The following is a 25,553-nucleotide window of genomic DNA, read 5'->3' as shown; positions in this document are numbered from 1 at the left end:
GCGGCGGCGCGCGCGGGCGGCCGCGGGCGGGCGGGCCGCCGGGGCCGCGGGCGCGCGCACCACGCGAATGAACCCCCCACCCCCCCCCCAACGCCGCCGGCCGTCGTCTGGGCCCGCCGCAGGCCGGCCAGGGGCTTTGACACACGCCCTAGCGCACCGGGTGGCCGCTGCGGCGCAGGGCGTCCTTGACCTCGCCCACCGTCAGCTCGCCGAAGTGGAAGACGCTGGCCGCGAGGACCGCGTCGGCCCCGGCCCCGATCGCGGGCGGGAAGTGCGCCACCTCGCCGGCCCCTCCGCTGGCGACGACCGGCACGTCCACCACGGCTCGCACCGCGGCGATGAGTTCCAGGTCGAAGCCCGCCTTGGTGCCGTCGGCGTCCATCGAGTTGAGCAGGATCTCCCCCGCGCCCAGCTCGGCCACCCGCCGGGCCCAGTCCACCGCGTCGATGCCGGTGCCGCGCCGGCCGCCGTGGGTGGTGACCTCGAACCCGCTGGGCGTGTCGCCCGTGGGCGCGCGGCGTACGTCGAGGGAGAGCACGAGCACCTGCCGGCCGAAGCGGTCGGCGATCTCGGCGATCAGCTCCGGTCGCGCGATGGCGGCGGTGTTCACGCCGACCTTGTCGGCTCCGGCGCGCAGCAGCGTGTCGACGTCGCCGACCTGCCGGACCCCGCCCCCGACGGTCAGCGGGATGAAGACCGACTCGGCGGTGCGGCGTACCACGTCGAGCATGGTGCCCCGGTCACTTGACGACGCGGTGACGTCGAGGAAGGTCAGCTCGTCGGCGCCGGCCCGGTCGTAGGCGGCGGCCAGCTCCACCGGGTCGCCGGCGTCGCGCAGGTCGAGGAAGTTGACCCCCTTGACCACCCGCCCGGCGTCCACGTCGAGACAGGGGATCACCCGTACCGCCACCGTCATGCGGTCAGCCTATCCTCCGCGCACGGCGCGGCGGCCGACCCGAGGGGGCCGACCGCCGCGCCGCAGGTGCACGTCACACCCGGACGAGCATCTTGCCCAGGTTTTCGCCGCGGAGCAGGCCGAGGAACGCCGCCGGGGCGTTCTCGATGCCGTCGACGACCGTCTCGTCGTAGGAGAGTTTGCCCTCGCGCAGCCAGCCGGCCACGTCCTGGACGAACGTCGCGCGCACGTTGTTGTGGTCGTTGACCAGGAACCCGCGCAGGGTGAGCCGCTTGCCGATGACCAGCGCCAGGTTGCGCGGCGCGGCCGGCGGCTCGGTGGCGTTGTACTGGGCGATCATGCCGCAGATGGCGACCCGGCCGTGCAGGTTCATGGCCGAGATCGCCGCCTCCAGGTGGTCGCCACCGACGTTGTCGAAGTAGACGTCGATGCCGTCCGGGGCGGCGGCGCGCAACGAGTCGCGGACCGGCCCGTCGTGGTAGTCGAACGCGGCGTCGAAGCCGAGTGCCCGGAGCCGCTCGACCTTGGCGGCCGACCCGGCGCTGCCGATGACCCGGCCCGCGCCCTTGAGCTTGGCGATCTGGCCCACCAGGCTGCCGACCGAGCCGGCCGCGGCGGAGACGAAGACCGTCTCGCCGGGCCGCATCGCGGCGACCTCCAGCAGACCGGCGTACGCGGTGAGTCCGGGCATGCCGAGCACGCTCAGGTACGCGCTGGCCGGGGCGATGCTCGCGTCGACGGTGCGGGCGCGGCCGGCGTCGAGCAGCGCGTACTCCCGCCAGCCGAGCCCGTGCAGGACGGTGTCGCCCACGGCGATGTCGGGTGACTCGCTGGCCACCACCTCGCCGACGGCGGCCCCGTCGAGGGGGGCGTCGAGCGCGAACGGCGGCACGTACGACTTGACGTCGTTCATCCGTCCCCGCATGTACGGGTCGACGGAGACGTACTGGTTGCGGACCACGATCTGGCCCGGTCCGGGCGTCGGGACGTCGGTCTCGACGAGCCGGAAGGTGTCCTCGGTGGGCCAGCCGTCGGGGCGGCGGGCCAGGTGGATCTCGCGGTTGCTGGTCATCGGGGGTCGTCCTCTCGTTCGCGGGTGGGGTCCGGGGCCGCGACGGTCAGGCGGCCAGGGTCTCGCGGACGGTCAGCGCGACGTCGATGTTGCCGCGGGTGGCGTTCGAGTACGGGCAGACCTGGTGGGCCTGCTCGACGAGCTGCTCGGCGGTCTCCCGCGCAACGGCGGGCAGGTCCACGATGAGCTGGGCGGTGAGCCCGAAGCCACCGCTGCCGTTGGGGCCGATGCCGACCTCGGCGGAGACGACGGAGTTGGTCACGTCGGCCTTGGCGCGGCGGCCGACGATGCGCAGGGCGCTGTGGAAGCAGGCGGCGTAGCCGGCGGCGAAGAGCTGTTCGGGGTTGGTGGCGCCACCCTCGCCGCCCAGTTCCTTCGGCGACGCCAGGTCCATGGCGAAGGTGCCGTCGGAGGTCTCGACGTGGCCGTCCCGGCCGTCACCGGTGGCGGTCGCGGACGCGGTGTAGAGAACCTTCATGATGGTCACTGCTCCTTCTGTCGATGGACGGTCTCGGTGACCCGGGTGAGCGTGTCGCGCAACGCGACGAGCTCGTCGATGCCCAGGCCGGTGGCCTGCGCGATCCGCAGCGGAACGTCGCAGAGCCGCTCGCGCAGCGCCCGACCCCGCTCGGTGAGGCTCACCTCGACCCGCCGTTCGTCGCGCGCCGCGCGTCGGCGTACCACCAGGCCGCCGCTCTCCAGCCGTTTGAGCAGCGGGGAGAGGGTGCCGGAGTCGAGCCGCAGCTCGGCGCCCAGCTCGGACACGGCGGGCGGGTCGTCGGGGCGTTCCCAGAGGACCAGCAGCACCAGGTACTGCGGGTAGGTCAGCCCGACCTCGTCGAGGATCGGCCGGTACACGTCGGTGAGGGCGCGCGACGCGGCGTAGAGCGCGAAGCACACCTGCCGGCGCAGCACCAGGTCATCGGTCACCGGTGAACCGTAGCCCGCAATTAAGTTGTGCACAACTTATCGGTACGGGATGCGGCCGTGACGACCGCCACCGAAGCGGTCAGCGGTCGCCGACGTACGCCTCCAACTCCACCTCGACGAGGTGCTCCGGATCGAGCAGACCGGCCACCACCACGAGCGTCGCCACCGGCCGGACCGCGCCGAAGACCGCGTTGTGCGCCCGGCCCACCTCGTCGGCGTGCAGCCGGTCGGTCACGTACATCCGGGTCCGGACCACGTCACCCGGCTCCGCGCCCACCTCGGCGAGCGCGGCCAACCCGATCCGTAACGCCTGCGCGGTCTGCGCGGCCGCGTCCCCGACGTGCGCCACCCGACCGTCCACGGTGGCCGTACAACCGGCCGTCAGAGCCAGGTCACCGGCGCGGACCACCCGGGAGTAGCCGTAACTCTGCTCCCACGGCCCGCCCGAGCCCAGCCGGGTGACCGTCACGCCTCGGCCAGGGTGCGCAGCGCCTCGGACACCGTGAACGCGCCCGCGTACAGCGCCTTGCCGGCGATCACGCCCTCCACACCCAGCGGCTCCAGCGTGGCCAGCGCCCGCAGGTCATCCAGGGTGGACACGCCGCCGGAGGCGATCACCGGCCGGTCGGTGCGGGCGCACACGTCCCGCAACAGGTCCAGGTTCGGCCCGCGCATCGTGCCGTCCTTGGTGATGTCGGTGACGACATACCGGGTGGCGCCCGCCTTGTCCAGGCGCTCCAGCACCTCGTACAGGTCACCGCCGTCGCGGGTCCACCCCCGCGCGGACAGCGTCTGACCCCGGACGTCCAGCCCGATGGCGACCCGGTCGCCGTACTCCCCCACCACCCGGTCGCACCACTCCGGGTTCTCCAGCGCGGCGGTGCCGATGTTCACCCGGGCCGCCCCGGTGCCCAGCGCGGCCCGCAGCGACTCGTCGTCGCGGATCCCGCCCGACAACTCGACCTGCACGTCCATCTGGCGCACCACCTCGGCGAGCAGGTGCGCGTTGCTGCCCCGACCGAACGCCGCGTCCAGGTCGACCAGGTGGATCCACTGGGCGCCGTCGCGCTGCCACGCCAGCGCCGCGTCCAGCGGGTCGCCGTAGACGCTCTCGCTGCCGGCGGCGCCCTGCACGAGCCGGACGGCCCGGCCGTCGGCGACGTCCACGGCGGGTAAAAGGGTGAGGCTCAACGTCTTCTCCTCGATCAGGTACGACGGTCCAGGGCGATCACCACGATCGCCGGCAGTACGAGTAGCAACAACACGATCAACGCGACCCGCAGCGCCAGATCGTCGACGAACGTCCAGATCAGAATCATCGCCGCCCCGGTGAGCAGCACGATCGCCGCGCGCTCACCCCGCGAGTGCCGGGCCAGCCGGCCCGAACGACCCCGCCGGACCTGCGGCGTCAACCGGCGCAGAACCGCGCGGCGGCGCTGCCGACGGGCCACCCGGCGCTGCCGGACCGCCCGCTCCCGCGCCTGCTCCGCCTCACGTTCCGCCCGCCGGCGGGCCCGCTCGCGGCTCACCGCGACGCCCGCTGGGCGAACGCCGGGCGGCGTCGACGCTCAGTCACCGGCGGGCAGCGTGGCGAGCCAGTTGCGCAGCAGCGCGGCACCGGTGTCAGCGGACTTCTCCGGGTGGAACTGCGCCGCCGACAGCGGCCCACGCTCCACCGCCGCCACGAAGTCGGTGTCGTGGTGGGCCGTGGTCACCAGCGCGCCCGCGCCCGCCAACGCCGCCGGCTCGCCCATCGCGTACGAGTGCACGAAGTAGAAGCGGCTCTGCGCCGGCAACCCGGCGAACAGCACCGAGCCCTGGGGCGCGCGGACCGTGTTCCAGCCCATGTGCGGCAGGCGGTGCGCCGCCAACCGGGTCACCCCGCCTGGCAGCAGCCCGAGGCCCTTCGTCACGACCCCGTGCTCCTCGCCGTACTCGAAGAGCACCTGCATGCCCACGCAGATGCCGAGCACCGGCCGGCCCGCCGCCACCCGCTCCGCGATCACCGGGCCCGCGCCGAGCGCCTCGATACCCGCCATGCACGCGGCGTACGCGCCCACCCCCGGCACCACGAGACCATCGGCGGCAGCCGCCGCGGCCAGGTCGTCGGTCACCCGGACGCTCGCGCCGGCCGCTTCGAGGGCCCGCTCCGCCGAGCGCAGGTTGCCCGAGCCGTAGTCGAGCACCACCACGTCGGCGGTCACGACCCCGACTCCGGGATCAGCCGCAGCACCCCGGCGGCCGTGGCGAGCAGCGCCAGCAGCGCGGTCACCACGACGGCGCCGCGCGGAGCGCCCTGCCGGTGCAGCGACCACGCCCCACCCACCAGCACTCCGGCGAGAATCAACAGCAACGTCGGCAACGCGGCACCCATCAGAGCCACCTTCCATTCGCGACTGCGGGGCTCCGCTGCGCTGCGCTCCTCGCGCTCATCAGAGAGCACCCTTCGTGCTCGGGATCGCGCCCGCCGCCCGCGGGTCGATCGCGGTGGCCTCGCGCAGCGCCCGGGAGACCGCCTTGAACTGGGCCTCCACCACGTGGTGCGCGTCCGGGTGCCCACCGGGACGCGCCGCCCGCAGCACGTCGACGTGCAGGGTCACCCGGGCCGCCTGGCCGAACGACTCCCAGATGTGCCGGGTCATGCTCGTCGCGTAGACCGGCCCGATGTACGGCGCGAGCAGCGGCTCGTCGTGCACCACGTACGGGCGGCCGGACAGGTCCACCGCGGCCCGGACCAGCACCTCGTCCATCGGGACGGTCGCCGACCCGTACCGCCGGATGCCGGCCTTGTCGCCCAGCGCCTGATCGAACGCGGCGCCCAGCGCGAGAGCTGTGTCCTCCATCGTGTGGTGCGCGTCGATCTCCAGGTCGCCCACCGTGCGGACGGTCAGGTCGTAGCCGCCGTGCCGGGCGATCTGGTGGAGCATGTGGTCGTAGAAGCCCACGCCGGTGCTGATCTCGGCGGCGCCGGTGCCGTCGAGGTCGATCTCGACGAGGACCTTGGTCTCCTTGGTGATCCGCTCCACCCGGGCGGTCCGGCTCATCACAGGGTCTCCATCGCAGTCAGAAAAGCATCGGTCTCGGCCGGCGTGCCGGCGGTCACCCGTAGCCAGCCGGGCAGGCCGACGTCACGGACCAGCACCCCCTGCTCCAGCAGGGCGTGCCAGACGGTGGCCTGGTCGCCGCCGACCTCGAACAGCACGAAGTTGGCGTCACTGTCGGCCACCCGCAGCCCGCGAGCGCGCAGCGTCGCCACGATCCGGTCCCGCTGTGCCATCACGGCGGCCACCGTACCGAGCAGGGCGTCGCGGTGGGTCAGCGCCGCGCGGGCGGCGGCCTGGGTCAGCGCGGACAGGTGGTAGGGCAGGCGGACGAGCTGCACCGCCTGCACCACGGCCGGGTCGGCGGCCAGGTAACCCAGCCGGCCCCCGGCGAAGCCGAAGGCCTTGCTCATCGTGCGGGTCACCACGAGCCGCGGGTGGCCGGGCAGCACCGCGAGGGCGCTGACCGTGCCGGGCCGGGCGAACTCGGCGTACGCCTCGTCGACGACCACCATGCCGGGCGCGACGTCGAGCACGGCCGCGACGACCGCCGGGTCGAGAGCGGTGCCGGTCGGGTTGTTGGGTGAGCAGAGGAAGACCACGTCGGGCCGGTGCTCGCGGACCTGGGCGGCCGCCTCGTCGGCGGTCAACCCGAAGTCGACGCCGCGCCGCGCCGGCACCCACCGGGTGCCGGTGCCGAGGGACAGCAGCGGGTGCATCGAGTACGACGGGACGAAGCCCAGCGCGCTGCGCCCCGGCCCACCGAACGCCTGAAGGATCTGCTGCTGGATCTCGTTGGAGCCGTTCGCCGCCCAGACGTGCTCGACGGTGAGCCCGTGCCCCAGGTATTCGGCCAGGTCGGCGCGCAGCGCCACCGCGTCCCGGTCCGGGTAGCGGTTCAGGTCACGCAGCTCGGCGGCGAGCGCCTTGCCGATGGCGTCCACCACCGACTCGGGCACCGGGTAGGAGTTCTCATTGGTGTTGAGCCGCACCGCCACGTCGAGCTGGGGCGCCCCGTACGGCGACAGGCCACGCAGGTCGTCGCGGATCGGCAGATCGTCGAGGCCGCTCACGCCGACTCCTGCGGAAACCGGGCCTGGACGGCCTGGCCGTGCGCCGGCAGGTCCTCCACGGTCGCCAGGGTCACCACGTGCGGCGCCACGTCACGCAGCGCGGCCTCGGTGTACTCGATCAGGTGCACCCCGCGCAGGAAGGACTGCACCGACAGTCCCGAGGAGTGCCGGGCGCAGCCGCCGGTGGGCAGCACGTGGTTGGAGCCGGCGCAGTAGTCGCCGAGTGACACCGGCGACCAGGCGCCCACGAAGATCGCCCCGGCGTTGCGGACGCGCAGCGCCCACTCCCGCGCGTCGACCGTCTGGATCTCCAGGTGCTCGGCCGCGTACGCGTCGACCACCCGCAGCCCCGCCTCAAGGTCGTCGACCAGGACCACGCCGCTCTGCTCGCCGGTCAACGCCGTGGTCACCCGCTCGGCGTGCTTGGTGGCCGGTACCTGCCGGGCCAGCTCGGCCTCGACCGCGTCGACGAGCGCCAGCGACGGGGTGACGAGCACGCTCGCCGCGAGCGGGTCGTGCTCGGCCTGGCTGATCAGGTCGGCGGCGACGTGCGCCGGGTCGGCGGTGTCGTCGGCCAGGATGGCGATCTCGGTCGGACCGGCCTCGGCGTCGATGCCGACCACACCGCGCAGCAGCCGCTTGGCGGCCGTCACCCAGATGTTGCCGGGGCCGGTGACCAGGTCGACGGGCTCGCAGCGCAGCTCACCAGCCGGGTCGACGGCGGAGCCGTACGCCAGCATCGCGACCGCCTGGGCGCCGCCGACCGCGTACACCTCGTCGACGCCGAGCAGCGCGCACGCGGCGAGCACCCGGGCGTCGGGCAGGCCGCCGTTGTCCTTCTGCGGCGGGCTGACCACCACCAGCGAACGCACTCCGGCCGCCTGGGCCGGCACCACGTTCATCACCACCGTCGACGGGTACATCGCCAGGCCGCCGGGGACGTAGAGGCCGACCCGGTCGACGGGCAGCCACCGTTCGGTGACCGTGCCGCCGGGCACCACCTGGGTGACGTGGTCGGTACGCCGCTGGTCGGCGTGCACCCTGCGGGCCCGACTGATCGACTCCAGCAGCGCCTCGCGCACCGCCGGGTCGAGCACCCCCTCGGCCTCGGCGATCGCCTCGACGGGCACCCGCAACACCTCCGGCGAGATGCCGTCGAACCGCTCGCTGGCCTCCCGGATCGCCGGGTACCCATGCTCGCGGACCGCCTCCACCAGCGGGCGGATCCGCTCGACGGCAACGGACACGTCGAGCTGGGCACGGGGCAGCAGACGGCGCGGGTCACCGAGACCGTCGCGCAGGTCGATCCGATTCAGCACCCTTGCGAGTCTAGGCGGCCCGCCCGTCGCCCACCCGGGCCGTCCGGTCGGCGGGACGGTGAGCCGGGCCACGCCGTCGCGGACGGGATTGGTTAGGCTCGACGGCGTGACCGCACGGCTGCCGGTGTTCCCGCTCGCAACGGTGCTCTTTCCCGGGTTGGTGCTGCCACTGCACATCTTCGAGGAGCGCTACCGGGCCCTGGTCCGGCACCTCGTCGACCTGCCCGAGGGCGCGCCGCGCGAGTTCGGCGTGGTGGCCATCCAGGCCGGCTGGGAGGTGGCCCCCACCGGGCCCGGCGCCCGCGCCGGCAACGGGGTCGGCGACGTCACCCTGCACGAGGTGGGCTGCACCGCCGAGCTGCGCCAGGTCACCGAGCTGGCCGACGGCGGCTTCGACATCGTCACGGTCGGCCGACGTCGATTCCGGATCGCCGACGTCGACGACGACACCGCGCCGTACCTGACGGCCGCGGTGGAATGGCTGCCCGAGGCCAGCGGGCCGGACGAGGTGGCCGACCTGCTGGCCGCCCGCGTGATCGCGGTGTTCCGGCAGTACCTGAGCCTGATCCGGCCCGACCCGGAGGAGATCTCCGAGCAGCTTCCGGAGGATCCGACGGTGTTGTCGCACCTGGTGGCGGCCACCGCCGCCCTGACCGTCGACGACCGGCAGCGGCTGCTCGCCATCGACGACACCGCGGCCCGGCTGCGCGCCGAGCTGCGGCTGCTCAACCGCGAGGCGGCTCTGCTGCGCCAGGTGCGGGCGGTTCCGGTGTCGTTGTCGGAGCTGGCGTCCCCGCCGACACCCAACTGAACGACGCCGGGTCGGGCTCCGGGCGCAGCGACGGCCACCGCGACCAGCCGGCCAGCAGGGTGTACGTGACGGCGGCACCGAAGGCCGGCAGCAGCAGGTTGCCGTGCGGCACCGGCAGCACGTGCCCGAGCCAGTCGATCCCGCCGGCCCGCAGGTCGGCGGGTTTGGTGAAGGCCTGCCCCGCCGGGGCGCTCGCCAACAGCCGGTCGAACGTCGCCAGCCCGACCCGACGCCCCACCTGCCAGGCCACCGGGGCCGCGGCGAGGGCGCCCAGCACCGCGCCGAGCAGTCCGACCGGGCCGCGTCGCCGACGCAGCAGGAACCACAGGGCCAGCGCGGCGAGCACGCCGAACGCCAGCCCGAGCAGGCTGAACCAGCCGTCGGCGGCGATCGGCTGCTCCGGCTGGGGCTCGGCGTAGATCGCCCCCTCGGCGGTCTTGAGCACCGGGGTGTCCGGCGCGAACGCCGCCCAGAGCAGCCCGAGCGGCGCACCCAGCACGGCCAGGGCGAGCGCCGCGCCGAGCACCGTCGCCACCGCCCGCACCGGCCGGCGCGGCTCGTCGGGGGTCAGCTCCACCCCGCTCGGGTACGCCGTCACGGCGGCACTCCCGTCGGGAACCGACCCGAACGCCGACCCGGCGGGCGGGGCGGACTCGCTCGGCGGCGGCACGGCCGACGGTCGGGGTGGCGCGGGGCGGTCGTCGGAGATGTCCGCGTGCCGCTCAGGGTCGGGGTTGTCCGGGCTCACCCGATGATCCTCTCAGGCCGCGCGACGGGCCGGGGCGCCGGTGGCGGCGAACCAGCTCACCGGGCGAACGGCTCCGCCATGGCCGCGGCGGCGCGCAGCCACGCCTGGCGGGTCTCCGGCTGGAGCTGGTGATACTCGATCGACGAGCCGGTCTCCAACGCCGGGTCGTACGGCACCACGGCCACCGCGCGGGTACGCGTGGCGAAGTGCCGTTCCAGGTCGTCCTGTAGTGCCGAGCGCCCGGGGGTGGGGCAGGAGATGAGGGTGATCGCGTTGTCGGCCAGCTCGCCCATCCCCTCCTCGTGCAACAGGTCGAGCATCCAGTCGGCGCTGAACGCCGCGTCCTCGCGGGGCACGGTGGTGACCACCAGTTGGTCGGCGGCGTGCATCACGGTGCGCCAGTTGGGGCTCTCCACGTTGTTGCCGGTGTCCACGCAGATCACGTCGTGCGTACGCCGCAGCAGCTCGAGTACCCGCTTGACGGTGAACTGGTCGAGCCGCTGGGCGAAACGGGGGCTCTCCTCGCCGGCCAGCACGTCGTACGAGCCGTCGGAGGCGTGTCGCAGGTAGTCGTCCAGCCGCTCCAGCAGGGTCGCGCCCTCCAGGATCTCGATCTGGGCGAGGTCGCTGACCAGGTGTCGGATGGTGCGGGCGTGCCGGGCGCTGCCGGCCCGCAACCCGAGGGTGCCCCGCAGTTCGTTGTCGTCCCAGGCCAGTACGCCCCGCCCCCGCACGCTGCCGACGGTGGCGGCGGCGAGCACGGTGGCGGTGGTCTTGTGCACCCCGCCCTTGGGGTTGGCGAACGCGAACACCCGGGGCGTGCCCAGGTCGCGGCGGAGCACCCCGGTGGCGCGCTCGGACTCCTGGTCGACGCCCTGCGGGCGCCACTCGACCCGGGCCGGGTAGCCGCGCTCGGCGAGGGCCGAGCCGGGCGGGGTGACCACCGCGACCGGCGGCGGCGCGACCGGCGGGGCGGGGGGTGGAACGACCGGCGGTGGCGCGATCGGGGGGGCGGGTGTCACCGGCGGCGCGGGCGCCGGGTAGCCGGTCTCCGGCTGGTAACCGGTCTCCAGCAGCGCGTAGCGGGACTCGCCGACGGGATTGCCCGGCCGGTAGCCGTTGTCCAGGATGGCGTAGCGCGATTCCGGCTCGGCGCGGCGCGGCGGCTCGGGCTCCGCCTGGTAACCCGGCTCCACCTGGTAACCCGGCTCGGCCCGGTAGGTCGGCTCGGCCCGGTAGCCGGGCTCGGCGCGGTACGTCGGATCGGCACGGTAGTCCGGCTCGGACCGGTACCCGGGCTCCGCGCGGTACGCGGGCTCGGCACGGTAGTCCGGCTCGGACCGGTACGCCGGCTCGGCGCGGTAGTCCGGCTCCGAGCGGTACGCCGGCTCGGCACGGTAGTCCGGCTCCGAGCGGTATCCCGGTTCGGCCCGGTAGGCGGGGTCGACCCGGTACGTCCCCTCGGCCCGGTAACCGGGCTCCTGGCCGTACGACAGATCGGCCGGATGCCCGATGGCCGACGCGCGCCCCGCGTAGCCGTTGGGGGCCGCGCGTCGCGGCAGTGGGTCCGGGGCCGCCTCGTCGGCACGGCGCTCGGGCTCGGGCTGCTCCGCCGCCCGACCGCCCAGCCGGGCACGGTCGAGCAACGCCCGCCACCTCGGCGCTGGTTCGGCCGGCCGGCCCCAGCCGGTCTCACTGCCCTCCACGGCCCGCCCTCCCAGCGCCATCGATCTCTGCCTGACAGGCTACGAACCAAACCCTATTCGGACCACTCCTGTGGGCGCACGCCGCCCGGCGTAGATCACGGCGGGGAGGTTGCCAGCAACCCGGCGTCGGTCGCGTCCGGGGAGGTGGTGAGCGCCGGCGGGGCAGGCGCGGTGGACTGCGCCGGGGTCGGCTCGGGTGACGCAATCGTTACGAGCGGTGCGGGTTCCGACGATTCGCCCATCGGCACCGGCGGCATCGGCGTGCTCGACGTCGACCCGGCGCTCGGGCGCGGCGTCGACGACGGACTCGGCCCGGTGTCGGCCGGCGGGCGGACCACGTCGCGCTGCTCGGGCAGCGGCGGCGTGAAGACCGTACGGTCGAGCCGGTACACCTCGGGCGCCGGATCGACGGCCCGCACGTCCGGGCGGGCGGCCACCCGGCGCAGCGCCTCCGGCGCGGCCCGCACCACCGCCGCGTAGACGCAGGCGCAGCCGGCCCGGTACGCCCGAGCCTCGGCGCCGGCCACGTCCGCGTCGACGGCGTACCGCTCCCGCAGCTCGCGCTCGGCGACGCCGTCGCCGCGCACCGCGGCGGCCCGCGCCCGGTAGTCGGCGGCCTCGCCGTCCTTGCGGGCGGCCACGCGTTCCATCTGGGCGACCACGTCGTCGGGCACCCGCAGGGCCGGGATGCGGACGATCTCGGTCTGCCGACCGGGCAACGGGACCCGCCCGAAGACGGCCGAGACCGACACGTCGCCGAGGACCGTGGCCAGGCGCTGTGGCGGCAGGTACGTGCCGAGCGTGACCAACGCGTACGTCCCGTCCCCGGTGGCCGGCGCGGTCGGACCCAACGCGGCCAGGTCGGCCGCCGCGGAGCTGAGGTAGCCCGGCACGGAGTCGCCGTCGGCCACCCCGACGCGGGTCACCTCGCCCACCGTCGGGTCGCTGACCGGTGCGTCGTCGACGGCCCAGACGGCCGTGCCCAGCACCGCCGCCGCGGAGAGCACCGCGGCCCAGCTGAGCACGCCGGACCGCGTCGGGGTGTCACCGAGACGGGCCACCGCCCGGGTCAACGGCGGCAGCAGCCGTTGGTCCAGCTGCCGCAGCAGGTCGCCGGCGCGCACGGGCGGGATCCCCTCGTCGGATCGATGTCGGGTGGTCGCCGCTCAGTCACGCAGGATCTCAAGCGCACGTTCCAGATCGTCAGGGTAGTCGCTGACGAACCGGACCTCGTCCCCCGAACGGGGATGCAAAAAGCTCAGTTCGCGGGCGTGCAGCCACTGACGGGCCAGGCCGAGACGGGCCGAGAGGGTGGGGTCGGCGCCGTACGTGAGGTCACCCACGCAGGGGTGCCGCAGGGTGGAGAAGTGCACCCGGATCTGGTGGGTCCGGCCGGTCTCCAACCGGACGTCGACCAGGCTGGCGGCCGGGAACGCCTCGAGAGTGTCGTAGTGGGTGATGCTCGGCTTACCGCCGGACACCACGGCCCAGCGGTAGTCGTGGGTGGGGTGCCGGTCGATCGGCGCGTCGACGGTGCCCCGCAACGGGTCCAGGTGGCCCTGCACCACGGCGTGGTAGCCCTTGTCGACCTCGCGGTACTTGAAGGCCCGCTTCAACGCGGTGTACGCCTGCTCGCTCTTGGCCACCACCATGATCCCGGTGGTGCCCACGTCGAGGCGGTGCACCACGCCCTGGCGCTCGGCGGCGCCGCTGGTGGAGATGCGGTGGCCGATCGCGGCGAGCGCGCCGATCACCGTCGGGCCGGTCCATCCCGGGCTGGGATGCGCGGCCACCCCGACGGGCTTGTCCACCACGACGATGTCGTCGTCGGCGTACACGACGCGCAGGCCCGGGACCGCCTGCGGCACCACGGTCGGCGGCGCGACCGGAGCGGGCAGCGTGACGTCCAGCCAGGAGCCGGCCTTGACCTTGTGGGAGTTGGGTCGGGCGGCGCCGTCGACGAGGGCGTCGCCCGCGTCGACGAGGGCCGCCGCGGCGGTCCGGGAGAGACCGAAGAGCCGGGACACCGCCTGGTCCAGGCGCATGCCGTCGAGACCGTCGGGTACGGGCAGGGAACGGTGGTCGCCGCCAGCGGCGAAGGCGGAGGTCATGCCCGCTCCCGCTGCTCGGCGTCGGCGGTGGCGTTCGCGTCGCCGCTGGCGCCGTCACCGCCGGCCCGCCGGCCGTCGCGCTGCCGACCGGTCAGCTCGAGCAGCACGGCCAGCACCACGCCACAGACGAGCGAGCTGTCCGCCAGGTTGAACACCGGAAAGTACTCGCCGTACGGCCCGAAGACGCTGATCATGTCGACCACGTGCCCGTGGAAGGGCGCGGGCGCCCGGAAGATCCGGTCCATGAGGTTGCCCAGCGCGCCGCCGAGCACCAGGCCGAGGGAGATCGCCCACGGCAGCGAGCGCAGCCGCAGCGCCATCCAGACGATCCAGCCGACCACGCCGATGGTGATCAGCGGGAACACCCAGGTGTAGTCCGCCCCGATGCTCCACGCGGCGCCACTGTTGCGGGTCAGGCTCAGGTAGACCAGCCCGCCCAGGATCCGGACCGGCTCGCGGTCGGTGAGGCCGGCCAGGGCGAGGTGTTTGGTCACCAGGTCGGCCAGCAGGGCCACCAGGGCCACTGCGGCGAGGATCGCGACAGCCCGGGGACGGGCCCTGCCGCCGTCCGGGTCGGTGCGGCCGGGTTCGGCGGGCGGTGCTGCGGTCATGCGCTCCCCATCGAGGTGTCTCGGCGGTGATCGCTCACCGTCTCGTCGCAGACGGGGACCGGGCTTTCAGCGCCGCTCCTCCAACTGCTTGCACGTCACACACAGGGTGGCCGACGGGAAGGCGGCGAGGCGCTCGACCGGGATCGGGTTGCCGCACCGCTCGCACCAGCCGTAACCACCCTCGTCGAGGCGCTCCAGGGCGCGCTCGACCTGCGTGATCCGTTCCAGAATGCTGTTGGCGAGAGAGATCTCCTGCTCCCGCTCGAAGGTCTTGGTGCCGGTGTCGGCCTGGTCGTCCCCGGCCGAGTCCGTCAACCGCTCGCGCTGCAGCTCGGTGATCTCGCTCAGCGTCTGATCGTACTCGGCGCGAAGCTCGTCCCGGCGCGCCGCCAGCGCCGCCCGGATCTTCTCGGTCTCCGCCGCGCTGCGGGTGGCCTTGGCCACCGGCTTGCGGCCGGCGGTCCTGGTGTCGGCTGGCTTCGCCATGGGTCGCTCCCTCGGCCGGGGAGCCGCGCGGTCGCGGCACCTGGTCAGGGGGCGCCGACGAAGGCGTCCCCTGAGTACGAAAAGGGGCGCACGGCGACAATGGCCGCGCACTCCCGAGGTTGGCAAGAATACGGAACGTACAGGCGTCCGACAACGTGGCGCACCGTCGCACCGCTCAACTGCCCCTAGCCCTGCCTAACTGGGGCAAAGGGAACGCTAGCAGATCAACCGACCGCTTCATCTCCGTACTCGCCAAACCATCGGGCCAGCCGACCCCGTCGGCTGACGGCCCGCAGCCGCCGTTCGGCGGCGTCGCGTACCCCACCGGCGGCGACGATCAGCAGGCTGTCGCCGGTCTTCAGCCGGGTGTCCGGGCCGGGCACGAAACCCACCCCGTCGCGCAGCACCAGGGTCACCGAGGCGCCCAGCGGCAACCGCAGCTCGTCGACGTGCACGCCGGCCAGCCGGGAGCCCGGCGGCACCTCCAGTTGCAACAGGTCGGCGCGCATCCGCTCGAGCGGCGCCGTCTCCACGTGGATCTCGGCGGCCTCCGCCGGCGCGGTGGTCCCCAGCCGGCGGGCGAGCGGACCGAGCGTGCCGGTCTGCACGAGCGTGAAGATCACCACCAGCACGAAGACCGCGTCGAAGAGGCGTTCCGCGCCCGGCACCCGTTGCGAGAGCGGGATGGTGGCCAGCACGATCGGCACCGCCCCGCGCAGTCCGGCCCAGGACAGGAACGCCTGCTCCCGAAGGCCGACCCGGAACGGCAACGCCGAGACCGCCACCGACAGCGGCCGGGCCAGCAGCACCAGCGCCAGACCGGCGACCACCGCCGGCAGCACCGCGGCGTCCAATCGGCCGGGCGCGACCAGCAGGCCGAGCAGCACGAACAGGCCGATCTGCGCGAGCCAGGCCAGCCCGTCGGCGAAGCCGAGGATCGCCTGTCGGTGCGGCAGGCGGGCGTTGCCCAGCAGCACCCCCGCCACATATACGGCGAGGAAGCCCGAGGCGTGCAGCACGGCGCCGGCGGCGTACGCCAGGACGGTGATCCCCACCGCCGCGATCGGGTACAGGCCGGCCGAGGGCAGCGCCGCCCGGCGCAGCGCCCAGGTGCCGGCGAGGCCAGCGCCCACACCGACGGCCGCGCCGACGCCCAGCTCGTAACAGACCAGCGCGACCTCGTACCACCACGGGTGCGCCCAACCCTCGTGGGACAGCAGCACCACCAGCAGCACCACCGGGGCGTCGTTCATGCCCGACTCGGCCTCGAGGGTGGCCACCAGCCGGGGTGGCAACCGCAGCCGCCGCAGGGTGGCGAACACCGCCGCCGCGTCGGTGGAGGAGAGCACCGCGCCGTAGAGCAGCGCCAACCGCCAGTCCAGGCCCAGCAGCAGGTGTACGGCGACGCCGACCACCACGATGCTCACGACCACGCCGACCGTGGAGAGCGCGGACGCCAGCGCGAGCACCGGACGCAGCGTGCTCCACCGTGCGGTGAGGCCGCCCTCGGCGATGATCACGATCAGCGCGCAGAATCCGAGGGTCCGGGTCAGGTCGACGTCGTCGAAGCGGATACCGAGCCCGGCCTCGCCGATGGCCACGCCGAGCGCCAGGTAGACCAACAGGCTGGGCACCCCGAGGCGGGTCGAGAGCCGGACCGCGCCAACCGCCACCAGCAGCACGGCCGCGCCGAGCAACAGCGCGATGTCCAGGCCGGGCGTCACGGTCGCCGGGCCCGGGCGATCCTCACCCCGCGGCTCCGTCGCGCAGTCGGCGCAGCACGTCGGGCAGCTCGGGGGTGGGCCGGTCGACGAGGAAGAGCTTGTCCCGGCTGGTCGCGCCGGTCCGCAGCGACACCGCCGCCGGCCGGACGCCGAGCGCGGCGGCGAGGGCGCGGCGGGCCGCCTCGGTCGCCCGACCGTCCACCGCCGGAGCGTGGACGGCGATCACCAGGGAAGGGCCGTGCGGGCCGTCGAAGCGACCACCGACGGCATCGCGGGAGGCGCCCGGCTTCACCCGTACCGCAACGGTGAGCGCGTCCTGCGGGGGCACCGGCACCGCTTTTCAGAACGGCCGGGCGTCGATGAGCAGGGCGGTGGCCGGCGCGCACGCCGCGCACGGCGTGAAGCCCAGCTCGACCGCCTCGGCGACGGGAAGCGTCTCCGGGGTCCGGCCGATCAGGTGCGGGCACGCGGCCAGGTGGTAGCGGGGCCGTCCGTCCACCACCTCGACGGAGTCGGGCAGCCGGGAGATCCGGGCCGCCTCGGCGGGGGTGACCGGTTGCTCCGCGGGCTCGTCGGCCAGCGGGTCGGCGGTCACGGCGTCGGCCCGGTACGCCTCGTCGGCGCGGGCCACGAACGGGGACGCCGGGCTGACGGGCGAGGTGCGTGCACCGCCGTCGGCCGCCGCGTCGGGCTCGTACGGCGAGGCCACGTCATACGCCGGCTCGGGGTCGGACGGCGGCTCGGGTGGTTGCCGCCACCCGGTGCCGCCGTCGCCGACCGTCGAAGGTACGTGCTGGACCGGCACATCCGGCTCGGCCAGCGGTGGCCCGTACGCGGCACCCGGCTCGGCCCGGCTGGCCGTGCGGAATGCCCCGCGGTCCCGCAGGCCGGCCCGGCCGGGATCCGCCGAGGCGCGGTTGGCGGCTGCCTGGCGGGCGCCCACCACCAGCGCCACGGCGGCCAGCAGACTGGCCGCGATGGAGATGGTCAACAGAGTGCTGGAGCCACCGGCCAGGCCGAACACCAGCAGCACCACGGCGACGAGGATGAGCAGGAGACTCGCGACTATCACGGCTCACCCCTGCCGCGTCGTACCGTCCAGGCGGGGCCGGCGACCGTCACCATCTGCGGAGAGCGATCGCCGGCCGGTGCTCAGCGTCCGGCTTCGAGGGCGCCGGAGCGCCCGCCGCCGTACGAACCGGCGAGGCCCGCCGCGGCCAGCCCGTTGCCGCCGGCGACCCGGCCCGCCTCGGAGCGGGTCATCTCGGCTTCGAGGCCCTGGCCGCGACCGTCGAGGTCCCGCAGCTGGCTCTCCAGGTACGCCTTGAGCCGGGTGCGGTACTCGCGCTCGAACTGCTTGAGCTCCTCGATGTGCTTCTGCAGGGCCGTGCGCTTGGCGTCCAGGCCGCCCATGGCCTCCTGGTGCCGCTGGCGGGCGTCCCGCTCCAGGGCGTCGGCCTTCGCGCGAGCCTCGCGGGTCACCTCCTCGGCCTTGCTCCGCGCCTCGGACAGCAGCGAGTCGGCCTCGCGACGCGCGTCGGACACGTGGTCGTCGGCGGTGCGCTGGGCCATCATCAGCACCCGCAGCGCCTGCTGCTCACCGTCACCGGTGACGCCGGCCGGGCCGCCGGTCGCGCGGACCTGCTCCAGCTCGGCCTGCATGGCGCGGGCGGCCTGCTCGGCGGCGGACTTGTCGCGCTGGACCCGGTCGAGCTGGGCCTTGACGTCGTTGAGCTCCGCCGCCAGTCGGGCGTCGCCGCCGGGGCCGGCGGGGGCACCGCCACGGCCGCCGCGCTCCACCTGGGCGCGCAGCTCGTTGTTCTCCTCGATGAGACGGGCGAGCTCGCGCTCGACCTCGTCCAGGAAGGCGTCGACCTCCTCCTCGTCATACCCCCGCTTGCCGATCGGCGGCTTTTTGAAGGCGACGTTGTGTACGTCGGCCGGGGTCAGCGGCATCGAAACTCCTCGGGTCAGTTGCGGCCGCGAAAGCGCGTCGGTCATCAGGCAGATGCCCTGATCGACGGCCCTAACACGAACTCCATCAGCACGAACAGGATAACCAGGAGCACAAGGGAGGCCAGGTCGATGCTCACGGTACCAATTCGCAGCGGAGGGATCACACGCCTCAACGCGTTGAGAGGGGGATCAGTGACGCTCCACACGGATTCCAGTCCTGCCGCCGCTCCGCGCCCCGGCTGCCACCGGCGGCCGTACTGCAGGACGGCGCTCAACACGAACCGGGACAGAAGAAGAAGCAGGAAGACATAAAGGACCAGGTACAACACTTGCAGCAAGATCGACAACACGGTCAGCGACGTCCCTCGGGTCGGGCGGGGTCAACTCAGGCTGAAAAAACCGCCCTCAGCGATCTTGGCCTTGTCCTCAGCGGTGACCTGGACATTGGCCGGTGAGAGCAGGAACACCCGATTGGTCACGCGCTCGATCGTACCGCGCAGCCCGAACGCCAGGCCGGCCGCGAAGTCAACCAGACGGCGGGCGTCGGCCTCGTCCATCTCGGTGAGGTTGATGATCACCGGTACGCCGTCGCGGAAGTGCTCACCGATGGTGCGCGCCTCCCGGTAGGTGGTCGGGTGCAGGGTGGTGATCTGGTAGCGCTGCTCCTCCTCGGGCACGACCACGCGCTCCCGCGTCACGGCCTGCGGCGCGAGGGCCAGGTTGTCGCGGGTGTGGTAGGTCAGCGCGCCCGACGTCTCACTCGCCGAGGACCGCGTGATCGACCGTACGCTGGAGCGCTCAGCCCGCTCGGAGCGCTCAGCCCGCTCAGCCCGCTCAGCCCGGTCGGAGTCGCCACGGTCGGAGTCGGCGAGCCGCCCGGCCGACCGCTCGGAGAGCCGGCCCCGCTCGCTCGCGCGCGTCCGGGGAGCCGGCGGCTCCTCGGTGTCGTCGTCGTCCTCGTCGGCGAACTCCTCGGCGTACCGGCTCTGCCGGTAGCGCGAGTCACGGTAACCACCCTTGTCGTAGTCACCGTCGTCGTAGGCCCGCTCGTCGTCTTCCTCGACGAGACCGAGCCAGACCCCCGCCTTGCGCAGTGCACCCATCCCGCGCCCTTCCGTCCGCCGTGCGGCACTCGCCCCCGTGCCATGTCGCCCGTCGCGAGTGGACAACCATGCCCATCGGACCGGGACGGCAATCCCGTGACATGCGATTCGCGTCGCGTGTCACGACCCCCACAGGATCAGCCGTCCCTGAAACAACACTGATGTAATTTGCCTGTCTCGCGGTCAGGCTACCGCAGCGTGGGACGCATTCCGAGCAACGCGCTACCGACGCGGACATGTGTCGCGCCGTAACGGATCGCGATTTCCAGATCGCCGCTCATCCCCGCCGACAACGCTGTCGCTCCCGGATGGACCGATCGGAACGCCTCGGCGATCTCGGCCAGCCGGGCGAAGGCGCGATCCGGCGGCCAGCCCAGCGGCGCGACCGCCATGAGGCCGGCCAGGCGCAGCGCCGGCGACTCGGCGACCGCCGCGGCGACCGTGTCCAGGCCGGACTCCGGGTCGGCCGACCCGGGCAGAGCGCCGCCCCGCGCCGGGTCACCGTCGATGCTCACCTGCACCAGGGCGTCCAACGGCCGTTCCCGCTGCGCCGCCGCGCCGTCCAGTGCCCGGGCCAGCCGTACGCTGTCCACCGAGTGCACGACGTCGGCGTAACGGACCACCGAACGGGCCTTGTTGCGCTGCAACTGCCCGATGAAGTGCCAGCGTGGACGTATCCCCGCGGCGGCCACCTCGGCCGCCTTACCGGCGGCCTCCTGGTCGCGGTTCTCCCCCATGTCGGTCACCCCGAGCCCGGCCAACGCCAGCACGTCCCCGGCCGGGTAGGTCTTGGTCACGGCGATCATGGTGACGTCGGCGGGATCCCGGGCCGCCTCGGCGCAGGCTTCGGCGATCCGGGCCCGTACCGTCGCCAGACCGGCCGCGAGTTCGGCGCTCCGGTCCGGTCGTACCGTGGCTGAGCTGTCGGTCATCGGCGGCGCTCAGGAGCCGTTCTTGAGGAAGTCGGGCACGTCCACGTCGTCGAAGAGCACCCGGCGGGGCGACTGCGTCGGGGCCGGCAGGGTGGCCGGCGGCGGCACCGGGGTGGTCTGCGGCGCCGGCTGGTTGGTGTTGGTCTTGCGGGACGGCTCGGCCGCCTTGTAGGCCGGCGTGCCGCCGTCGAAGCCCGCCGCGATGACCGTCACCCGCACCTCGTCACCGAGCGCGTCGTCGATGACCGCGCCGAAGATGATGTTGGCGTCCGGGTGGGCCGCGTCGGTGACCAGCTGCGCCGCGTCGTTGATCTCGAAGAGGCCCAGGTCGGAGCCGCCGGCGATGGAGAGCAGCACGCCGCGCGCGCCGTCCATGCTCTGCTCCAGCAGCGGGCTCGAGATGGCCGCCTCGGCCGCCTCGACCGCGCGGTTCTCCCCGCGGGCGCTACCGATGCCCATCAACGCGCTGCCCGCGCCGCTCATCACGCTCTTGACGTCGGCGAAGTCCAGGTTGATCAGACCCGGGGTCGTGATCAGGTCGGTGATGCCCTGCACACCGGAGAGCAGCACCTGGTCGGCGGTGCGGAACGCGTCCATCATGCTGATGTTGCGGTCGCCGAGCGCCAGCAGCCGGTCATTCGGGATGACGATCAGGGTGTCGCACTGGTTACGCAGTTCGTCTATCCCGGACTCGGCCTGCACCTGCCGGCGCTTGCCTTCGAACGAGAACGGCCGGGTCACCACGCCGATGGTCAGCGCGCCGAGCTTGCGGGCGATGTTCGCCACCACGGGCGCGCCGCCGGTGCCGGTGCCGCCGCCCTCGCCGCAGGTCACGAAGACCATGTCGGCGCCCTTGAGCACCTCCTCGATCTCGTCGCGGTGGTCCTCGGCGGCGTTCTTGCCGACGTCCGGGTTGGCGCCCGCGCCCAGCCCGCGGGTCAGCTCGCGGCCGACGTCGAGCTTGACGTCGGCGTCACTCATCAGCAGCGCCTGGGCATCGGTGTTGATCGCGATGAACTCGACGCCCTTGAGCCCAACCTCGATCATCCGGTTGACGGCGTTGACGCCGCCACCCCCGATGCCGACGACCTTGATGACCGCCAGGTAGTTGTGCGGAGGTGTCATCTCCGGTCCTTTCCCTTCGAGATTGGCTTCGGCCGACCGGGTACGGCGTGGCCAGCCCAGCGGCCGACGACAGCGCCACCAGCGAGGATCAGAGGTGAACCCTCACCCTCTACTAGAGGCTTACAGTTATGTCAACCACTGAACCTCTTCGGGGCAACGTAAGCGCCGCCGCGCCATGAGCCAAGGACCCGGTCGGCGTGTCGCCGGCCGGAGCGCGACTCGTCACGTCCACGGCCCGCTCAGTCGGTCAGCGGAAGGTCACCACGTCCGGCGCGCTCACGTCGATCCGCTCGCTCTCCTCCCCGAGCAGCGCGGTGGCCACCCGGGCCTTGTCCGCGCTCCGCGTGGCGTCTCCCCAGACCACCGTGCGGTTCCCCCGCAGCCGCAGGCTGATCCGGGCCAGACCCGCCACGCTCACGTCCACCAACTCGGCACGCAACTGCGGGGTCAGCGCGCCGAGCACCTCCAGCGCGGCCCGGGTGTCCGGGTCGGCCGCGGCGGGTCGGACCACCCGCACCAGCGGCAGCCCGGCCGGGCGGCGGTCCACCGTCTGGAACGCCACACCGCTGCCGTCGATCACGGCGAACGCGTCCGCCTGCGGCACCACCGCCACCGGCGTCCGCTCGGTAACCTTCACCACCAGCGTGCCCGGCCAGTCCCGCGACACCGTGGCCCGCTCCACCGGCGCCAACCCACCGACCCGACGCGCGGCGGCCGCGAGGTCCACCCGCGCCAGCGGCACCCCGTCGGCAACCCCCACCGCGTCCCGTACCTGCACGTCCGTGACCAGCTTGGCGCCCTGGACGCTGACCGACCGGACACCGAACAGTCCGGTGCCGAGCACCGTCCAGGCGATCAGCCCGAGCAGCGCCAGCACGCCGGCAGCCACCGCCCACGGCATCGCCGCCCGCATCCGGCGCTGGCGGGCGCGGGCCATGAACCGGCGGGTCGACGCCGGCACCGCGTCGCTGCCGGCCCGGACCAGCTGCCAACGCCGGACCGGACCGCGCCGCGCAGAGCCGCCGTCGGGAGGGCTGGTCCGCCCGCGGGCGGGGCCGGGGCTCATCCGGCCGTGGGCGTCGCGCCGTCCGGTGCGGCGGCGCCGAGGGCCGCCCCGTCGCCACCCGCCGTGGACCCGCCCGGCACCGGCTGGCCGATCGCCGGGGTCGTCGCCAGCGGATCGACGGCCGCGGTCGCCGAGGAGCCGGCGGTACGCGCCCCCAGCGCCGCCAGCAGCTCGTCACCCATCAGCGAGATCGGTGGCGCGCCCATGGTGACCACGACGTCGCCCGTACCGGCCCGCCGGGCCACCTCGCCCGGCACGGCCTCCCACGAGTCGACGAACACCTTACGGTCGGCGGGCAGGTCCACCGCCGCGATCAGCGCCGCCGAGCCCTCGCCGGGCTGGCGCAGCTCGCCCGGCCCGAAGACCTCCAGCAGCACCACCTCGTCGGCGATGGCCAGCGCCTCGGCGATCTCCGCCTGGTTGTCGCGGGTGCGGTACAGCCGGTACGGCTGGAAGACGACGATCAGCCGCCCGTCCCCGGCCACCTCGCGCAGCGTCTGCAACGCCAGCCTGATCGAGGTCGGGTGGTAGGCGTACTCGTCGTAGACCAGCACGCCGTCCGCGACGCCCTTGCGCTCGAAGCGCCGCCGCACCCCGGGGAAGACCGCGAGCGCGGCCTCCGCCGCCTCCAGGGGCAGTTCGAGAAGGTACGCCGTCAGCACCGCCGCGGCGCTGTTGAGCCCCATGTGCCGCCCGGGCACCGGCAGCCGGAACTCGCCCAGCGACCGTCCGTCGATCGCGGCCAGGTAGCGCACGCCGCGCGCGGAGGAGGCGATGTCGGTCAGCCGCAGGTCGGCGTCCTCGGCCGCGCCGTAGGTGAACACCCGCCGTCCCTCGGCGCGCAGGGTCTCGGCCAGCCGCCGACCGCCCGGGTCGTCGGCGCAGGTGATGATGAACCCGCTCGGGTCGGTGAGCCGCGCGAACTCCGCGAACGCCGCCTCCAGCGTCGCGAGGTCGCCGTAGGTGTTCAGGTGGTCCGGCTCGACGTTGGTGATGACCGAGACGTACGGGCGGTAGATGAGGAACGAGCGGTCGCTCTCGTCGGCCTCGACCACGAAGTGCTCGCCGGTGCCGTGGTGGGCGCCCGAGCCGACCTCGGAGATCTCCCCACCGATCACGAAGGACGGGTCCACACCGGCCTGCTGGAGCACCATCGTCACCATCGACGTGGTGGTGGTCTTGCCGTGCGTACCGGCGACCGCGATCGCCCGGCGGCCGGTCATCGCCGCCGCGAGGGCCTCCGAGCGGTGCAGCACCCGCAGGCCACGGCGACGGGCCTCGACCAACTCCAGGTGGTCCTTCGGAATGGCCGAGGAGTAGACGACCGTGTCCACCCCGTCCAGGTTGGACGCCTCGTGGCTGAGGTAGATGGTGCCGCCGAGCGCCCGCAGGCCTGCCAGCGACGGCCATTCGCGCAGGTCGCTACCGGAGACCTGGATGCCCCTCGTGAGCAGCAGCCGGGCCACTCCGAGCATGCCCACCCCGCCCACGCCGATCAGGTGCACCGCGCCCAGGTCCTCGGCGGTCAGCGTGCCGGCCGGGGTGAACTGCGCGGTCATCGGGCCACCGCCTCGAGGACGAACGAGCGCAGCGCCTCGTCACCGTCGCGCCGCCCGTACGCGGACGCCGCCGCGCCCATCGCGTACAGCCGCTGCGGGTCACGGATCAGCGGGATGACCGCACGCTCCAGCCAGTCCGGAGTCAGCTCCGCGTCGTCGACCAGCAGACCGCCGCCGGCCTCCACCACGGGCAGGGCGTTGCGCCGCTGCTCCTGATTGCTGTGCGGATACGGCACGAAGATCGTCGGCAGGCCGATCGCGGCCACCTCGGCGACGGTCATCGCCCCGCCCCGGGCCAGCATCAGGTCGGCGGCGGCGTAGCCCAGCTCCATCTCGGACAGGTACGGCAGTGTCACGTACGGAACCGGCAGGTCGGTGGGGATCGGCACCGGCTCGTTGCGGGCGCCCATCACGTGCAGCACCTGCACGCCGTTGCGGGCCAACTCCTTGGCCGCGCCGGAGACCGCCAGGTTGACCGAGCGGGCGCCGGACGACCCGCCGGCCACGAAGAGCACCGGCAGATCCGGGCGGAGGCCGAACCGGGCGCGGGCGGCGTTGCGCATCGCGTACCGGTCCAGCGCGGCGATGCTGCGGCGCAGCGGCACACCCACCACGGTGGCGTCCCGCAGCGACTCGGCCTGACTCGGCTGGTGCGGGAAACCGACCGCCACGTTCTTGGTGAACTTCATGCCGAGGCGGTTCGCGACGCCCGGCGGCACGTTCACCTCGTGGATCACCATCGGCAGCTCACGCCGCCACGCGGCCAGGTAGGCCGGCACCGAGACGTACCCGCCGAAGCCGACCACCGCGTCGGCGCGCACCTCGTCGATCACCTTGCCCGCCGCGCGGGCCGCGGTCCACATCCGGCCCGGGGTACGCACCAGGTTCAGGTTGACCGACCGGGGCAGCTGGTACGCCGGGATCTGCCGCAGGTCGTAGCCGTGCGGCGGGATCAGCTCGTTCTCCATGCCCTTGGGTGTGCCGAGACAGGTGATCCGGACGCCCGGGTCGTGTCGGCGCAGGCAGTCGGCGAAGGCGAGCAGCGGGTAAATGTGCCCCCCGGTGCCACCTCCCGCGAGCACCACCGAACGCAGCGGACCCATCAGCGTCTCCTCTCGCTCGCCGTACCCTGACGGCTCCGGCCCTGCCGGACACCGCGCGGTACGGCCTGGTCGTCCTTCCGCCGCTCCCGCGCCCGGGGCACTGGCCCTCGGGCCGCCGGTGGCGTCGCCGGCCGGGGGCGCCGGCCGGGGACACGCGGGAA

The 25,553-nt window shown here is 73.7% G+C and carries 30 protein-coding genes; 1 reads left to right on the top strand and 29 read right to left on the bottom strand.

The genetic code is table 11. The features are described from left to right. Positions 1-148: 148 nt before the first annotated feature. The 12 genes from hisF to hisD form a co-directional block, all read right to left on the bottom strand. The gene (hisF, locus tag AB0J36_RS32270) at positions 149-916 is read right to left on the bottom strand and encodes an imidazole glycerol phosphate synthase subunit HisF (RefSeq protein ID WP_357398348.1); all 768 of its coding nucleotides are present in this window, start codon (positions 914-916) and stop codon (positions 149-151) included. A gap of 73 nt (positions 917-989) precedes the next feature. Beyond that, positions 990-1,988: an NADP-dependent oxidoreductase gene (locus AB0J36_RS32265; RefSeq protein WP_357170730.1), complete on the bottom strand. Its 999-nt coding sequence runs from the start codon at positions 1,986-1,988 to the stop codon at positions 990-992. A gap of 46 nt (positions 1,989-2,034) precedes the next feature. Beyond that, the gene (locus AB0J36_RS32260; protein WP_363661509.1) at positions 2,035-2,466 is read right to left on the bottom strand and encodes an organic hydroperoxide resistance protein; all 432 of its coding nucleotides are present in this window, start codon (positions 2,464-2,466) and stop codon (positions 2,035-2,037) included. Between the two features lie 5 nt (positions 2,467-2,471). Further along, positions 2,472-2,918, bottom strand: coding sequence for a MarR family transcriptional regulator (locus tag AB0J36_RS32255; RefSeq protein WP_357127017.1), 447 nt, complete (start codon positions 2,916-2,918; stop codon positions 2,472-2,474). A gap of 79 nt (positions 2,919-2,997) precedes the next feature. Then, positions 2,998-3,387 (bottom strand): RidA family protein, encoded by a 390-nt coding sequence (locus AB0J36_RS32250; protein WP_357127014.1) that lies wholly within the window; start codon positions 3,385-3,387, stop codon positions 2,998-3,000. Continuing rightward, a complete protein-coding gene (gene priA, locus AB0J36_RS32245; RefSeq protein ID WP_357127011.1) occupies positions 3,384-4,109 on the bottom strand; it encodes a bifunctional 1-(5-phosphoribosyl)-5-((5-phosphoribosylamino)methylideneamino)imidazole-4-carboxamide isomerase/phosphoribosylanthranilate isomerase PriA in 726 nt (241 codons plus the stop codon). The genes AB0J36_RS32250 and priA overlap by 4 nt, the downstream gene beginning before the upstream one ends. A gap of 14 nt (positions 4,110-4,123) precedes the next feature. Then, positions 4,124-4,447, bottom strand: coding sequence for a hypothetical protein (locus tag AB0J36_RS32240; protein WP_357127008.1), 324 nt, complete (start codon positions 4,445-4,447; stop codon positions 4,124-4,126). Between the two features lie 39 nt (positions 4,448-4,486). Further along, positions 4,487-5,122 carry an imidazole glycerol phosphate synthase subunit HisH gene (hisH, locus tag AB0J36_RS32235; RefSeq protein ID WP_357127005.1) on the bottom strand — a complete coding sequence of 212 codons (636 nt, stop codon included), beginning with the start codon at positions 5,120-5,122 and terminating at the stop codon, positions 4,487-4,489. Continuing rightward, positions 5,119-5,292 carry a hypothetical protein gene (locus AB0J36_RS32230; protein ID WP_266244462.1) on the bottom strand — a complete coding sequence of 58 codons (174 nt, stop codon included), beginning with the start codon at positions 5,290-5,292 and terminating at the stop codon, positions 5,119-5,121. Before AB0J36_RS32230 ends, hisH begins: the two co-directional genes overlap by 4 nt. Positions 5,293-5,350: 58 nt before the next feature. Beyond that, the gene (gene hisB / locus AB0J36_RS32225; RefSeq protein WP_355049484.1) at positions 5,351-5,962 is read right to left on the bottom strand and encodes an imidazoleglycerol-phosphate dehydratase HisB; all 612 of its coding nucleotides are present in this window, start codon (positions 5,960-5,962) and stop codon (positions 5,351-5,353) included. Continuing rightward, positions 5,962-7,032 carry a histidinol-phosphate transaminase gene (locus tag AB0J36_RS32220; protein WP_357127000.1) on the bottom strand — a complete coding sequence of 357 codons (1,071 nt, stop codon included), beginning with the start codon at positions 7,030-7,032 and terminating at the stop codon, positions 5,962-5,964. Before AB0J36_RS32220 ends, hisB begins: the two co-directional genes overlap by 1 nt. After that, positions 7,029-8,351, bottom strand: coding sequence for a histidinol dehydrogenase (gene hisD / locus AB0J36_RS32215; protein ID WP_355049482.1), 1,323 nt, complete (start codon positions 8,349-8,351; stop codon positions 7,029-7,031). The genes AB0J36_RS32220 and hisD overlap by 4 nt, the downstream gene beginning before the upstream one ends. A gap of 106 nt (positions 8,352-8,457) precedes the next feature. On the opposite strand from hisD, the gene AB0J36_RS32210 reads away from it, so the two are divergent. Then, positions 8,458-9,162: an LON peptidase substrate-binding domain-containing protein gene (locus AB0J36_RS32210; RefSeq protein WP_357126994.1), complete on the top strand. Its 705-nt coding sequence runs from the start codon at positions 8,458-8,460 to the stop codon at positions 9,160-9,162. Here the strand turns inward: AB0J36_RS32210 and AB0J36_RS32205 are convergent. The 17 genes from AB0J36_RS32205 to murG form a co-directional block, all read right to left on the bottom strand. Continuing rightward, positions 9,077-9,871 (bottom strand): DUF2567 domain-containing protein, encoded by a 795-nt coding sequence (locus AB0J36_RS32205; protein ID WP_357171215.1) that lies wholly within the window; start codon positions 9,869-9,871, stop codon positions 9,077-9,079. The genes AB0J36_RS32210 and AB0J36_RS32205 overlap by 86 nt on opposite strands. Before the next feature lie 95 nt (positions 9,872-9,966). After that, entirely contained in the window at positions 9,967-11,637 is a 1,671-nt protein-coding gene (locus AB0J36_RS32200; RefSeq protein WP_357126991.1) for an AAA family ATPase, read from the bottom strand. Positions 11,638-11,711: 74 nt separating this feature from the next. Continuing rightward, complete coding sequence (locus tag AB0J36_RS32195) at positions 11,712-12,740, bottom strand: hypothetical protein (protein ID WP_357126988.1); 1,029 nt, start codon at positions 12,738-12,740, stop codon at positions 11,712-11,714. Between the two features lie 42 nt (positions 12,741-12,782). Then, a complete protein-coding gene (locus AB0J36_RS32190) occupies positions 12,783-13,727 on the bottom strand; it encodes an RluA family pseudouridine synthase (protein ID WP_355049478.1) in 945 nt (314 codons plus the stop codon). Then, positions 13,724-14,338, bottom strand: a complete 615-nt coding sequence (gene lspA, locus AB0J36_RS32185; RefSeq protein ID WP_357170718.1) for a signal peptidase II — start codon at positions 14,336-14,338, stop codon at positions 13,724-13,726. The genes AB0J36_RS32190 and lspA overlap by 4 nt, the downstream gene beginning before the upstream one ends. Positions 14,339-14,404: 66 nt before the next feature. Then, the gene (locus tag AB0J36_RS32180) at positions 14,405-14,824 is read right to left on the bottom strand and encodes a TraR/DksA C4-type zinc finger protein (protein WP_355049476.1); all 420 of its coding nucleotides are present in this window, start codon (positions 14,822-14,824) and stop codon (positions 14,405-14,407) included. Between the two features lie 224 nt (positions 14,825-15,048). Continuing rightward, a complete protein-coding gene (locus tag AB0J36_RS32175; RefSeq protein ID WP_357170716.1) occupies positions 15,049-16,548 on the bottom strand; it encodes a potassium/proton antiporter in 1,500 nt (499 codons plus the stop codon). A gap of 22 nt (positions 16,549-16,570) precedes the next feature. Beyond that, complete coding sequence (locus tag AB0J36_RS32170; protein ID WP_357126977.1) at positions 16,571-16,882, bottom strand: DUF167 domain-containing protein; 312 nt, start codon at positions 16,880-16,882, stop codon at positions 16,571-16,573. 6 nt (positions 16,883-16,888) lie between these two features. Further along, positions 16,889-17,620, bottom strand: coding sequence for a hypothetical protein (locus tag AB0J36_RS32165; protein WP_357398336.1), 732 nt, complete (start codon positions 17,618-17,620; stop codon positions 16,889-16,891). 80 nt (positions 17,621-17,700) lie between these two features. Beyond that, positions 17,701-18,504 (bottom strand): DivIVA domain-containing protein, encoded by an 804-nt coding sequence (locus tag AB0J36_RS32160; RefSeq protein WP_355049472.1) that lies wholly within the window; start codon positions 18,502-18,504, stop codon positions 17,701-17,703. A gap of 44 nt (positions 18,505-18,548) precedes the next feature. Beyond that, positions 18,549-18,854: a YggT family protein gene (locus AB0J36_RS32155; protein ID WP_355049471.1), complete on the bottom strand. Its 306-nt coding sequence runs from the start codon at positions 18,852-18,854 to the stop codon at positions 18,549-18,551. 30 nt (positions 18,855-18,884) lie between these two features. Continuing rightward, positions 18,885-19,607, bottom strand: coding sequence for a cell division protein SepF (gene sepF / locus AB0J36_RS32150; protein ID WP_357398333.1), 723 nt, complete (start codon positions 19,605-19,607; stop codon positions 18,885-18,887). A gap of 188 nt (positions 19,608-19,795) precedes the next feature. Continuing rightward, the gene (locus AB0J36_RS32145) at positions 19,796-20,539 is read right to left on the bottom strand and encodes a YggS family pyridoxal phosphate-dependent enzyme (RefSeq protein WP_357170713.1); all 744 of its coding nucleotides are present in this window, start codon (positions 20,537-20,539) and stop codon (positions 19,796-19,798) included. Between the two features lie 9 nt (positions 20,540-20,548). Beyond that, complete coding sequence (gene ftsZ, locus AB0J36_RS32140; protein ID WP_357126961.1) at positions 20,549-21,664, bottom strand: cell division protein FtsZ; 1,116 nt, start codon at positions 21,662-21,664, stop codon at positions 20,549-20,551. A 247-nt stretch (positions 21,665-21,911) separates the two neighbouring features. Next, positions 21,912-22,730, bottom strand: a complete 819-nt coding sequence (locus AB0J36_RS32135) for an FtsQ-type POTRA domain-containing protein (RefSeq protein ID WP_357126958.1) — start codon at positions 22,728-22,730, stop codon at positions 21,912-21,914. Then, positions 22,727-24,289: a UDP-N-acetylmuramate--L-alanine ligase gene (gene murC / locus AB0J36_RS32130; RefSeq protein ID WP_357398330.1), complete on the bottom strand. Its 1,563-nt coding sequence runs from the start codon at positions 24,287-24,289 to the stop codon at positions 22,727-22,729. The genes AB0J36_RS32135 and murC overlap by 4 nt, the downstream gene beginning before the upstream one ends. Further along, positions 24,286-25,392, bottom strand: a complete 1,107-nt coding sequence (murG, locus tag AB0J36_RS32125) for an undecaprenyldiphospho-muramoylpentapeptide beta-N-acetylglucosaminyltransferase (RefSeq protein WP_357398327.1) — start codon at positions 25,390-25,392, stop codon at positions 24,286-24,288. Before murG ends, murC begins: the two co-directional genes overlap by 4 nt. Positions 25,393-25,553: the final 161 nt, after the last annotated feature.

Origin of the sequence: Micromonospora sp. NPDC049662 (assembly GCF_040675055.1) — a bacterium.
GTDB lineage: Bacteria > Actinomycetota > Actinomycetes > Mycobacteriales > Micromonosporaceae > Micromonospora.
The sequence above is the reverse complement of the archived record's forward strand: the minus strand, read 5'-3'. Positions and strand labels throughout refer to the sequence as shown.

Coding starts and splice junctions, on each gene's coding strand:
- sepF (WP_357398333.1), bottom strand. CDS start 19,607: ATGGGTGCACTGCGCAAGGCGGGGGTCTGGCTCGGTCTCGTCGAGGAA.
- AB0J36_RS32260 (WP_363661509.1), bottom strand. CDS start 2,466: ATGAAGGTTCTCTACACCGCGTCCGCGACCGCCACCGGTGACGGCCGG.
- murG (WP_357398327.1), bottom strand. CDS start 25,392: ATGGGTCCGCTGCGTTCGGTGGTGCTCGCGGGAGGTGGCACCGGGGGG.
- AB0J36_RS32190 (WP_355049478.1), bottom strand. CDS start 13,727: ATGACCTCCGCCTTCGCCGCTGGCGGCGACCACCGTTCCCTGCCCGTA.
- AB0J36_RS32180 (WP_355049476.1), bottom strand. CDS start 14,824: ATGGCGAAGCCAGCCGACACCAGGACCGCCGGCCGCAAGCCGGTGGCC.
- AB0J36_RS32135 (WP_357126958.1), bottom strand. CDS start 22,730: ATGAGCCCCGGCCCCGCCCGCGGGCGGACCAGCCCTCCCGACGGCGGC.
- lspA (WP_357170718.1), bottom strand. CDS start 14,338: ATGACCGCAGCACCGCCCGCCGAACCCGGCCGCACCGACCCGGACGGC.
- AB0J36_RS32145 (WP_357170713.1), bottom strand. CDS start 20,539: ATGACCGACAGCTCAGCCACGGTACGACCGGACCGGAGCGCCGAACTC.
- hisF (WP_357398348.1), bottom strand. CDS start 916: ATGACGGTGGCGGTACGGGTGATCCCCTGTCTCGACGTGGACGCCGGG.
- murC (WP_357398330.1), bottom strand. CDS start 24,289: ATGACCGCGCAGTTCACCCCGGCCGGCACGCTGACCGCCGAGGACCTG.
- AB0J36_RS32230 (WP_266244462.1), bottom strand. CDS start 5,292: ATGGGTGCCGCGTTGCCGACGTTGCTGTTGATTCTCGCCGGAGTGCTG.
- ftsZ (WP_357126961.1), bottom strand. CDS start 21,664: ATGACACCTCCGCACAACTACCTGGCGGTCATCAAGGTCGTCGGCATC.
- AB0J36_RS32160 (WP_355049472.1), bottom strand. CDS start 18,504: ATGCCGCTGACCCCGGCCGACGTACACAACGTCGCCTTCAAAAAGCCG.
- hisB (WP_355049484.1), bottom strand. CDS start 5,962: ATGAGCCGGACCGCCCGGGTGGAGCGGATCACCAAGGAGACCAAGGTC.
- AB0J36_RS32265 (WP_357170730.1), bottom strand. CDS start 1,988: ATGACCAGCAACCGCGAGATCCACCTGGCCCGCCGCCCCGACGGCTGG.
- AB0J36_RS32200 (WP_357126991.1), bottom strand. CDS start 11,637: ATGGCGCTGGGAGGGCGGGCCGTGGAGGGCAGTGAGACCGGCTGGGGC.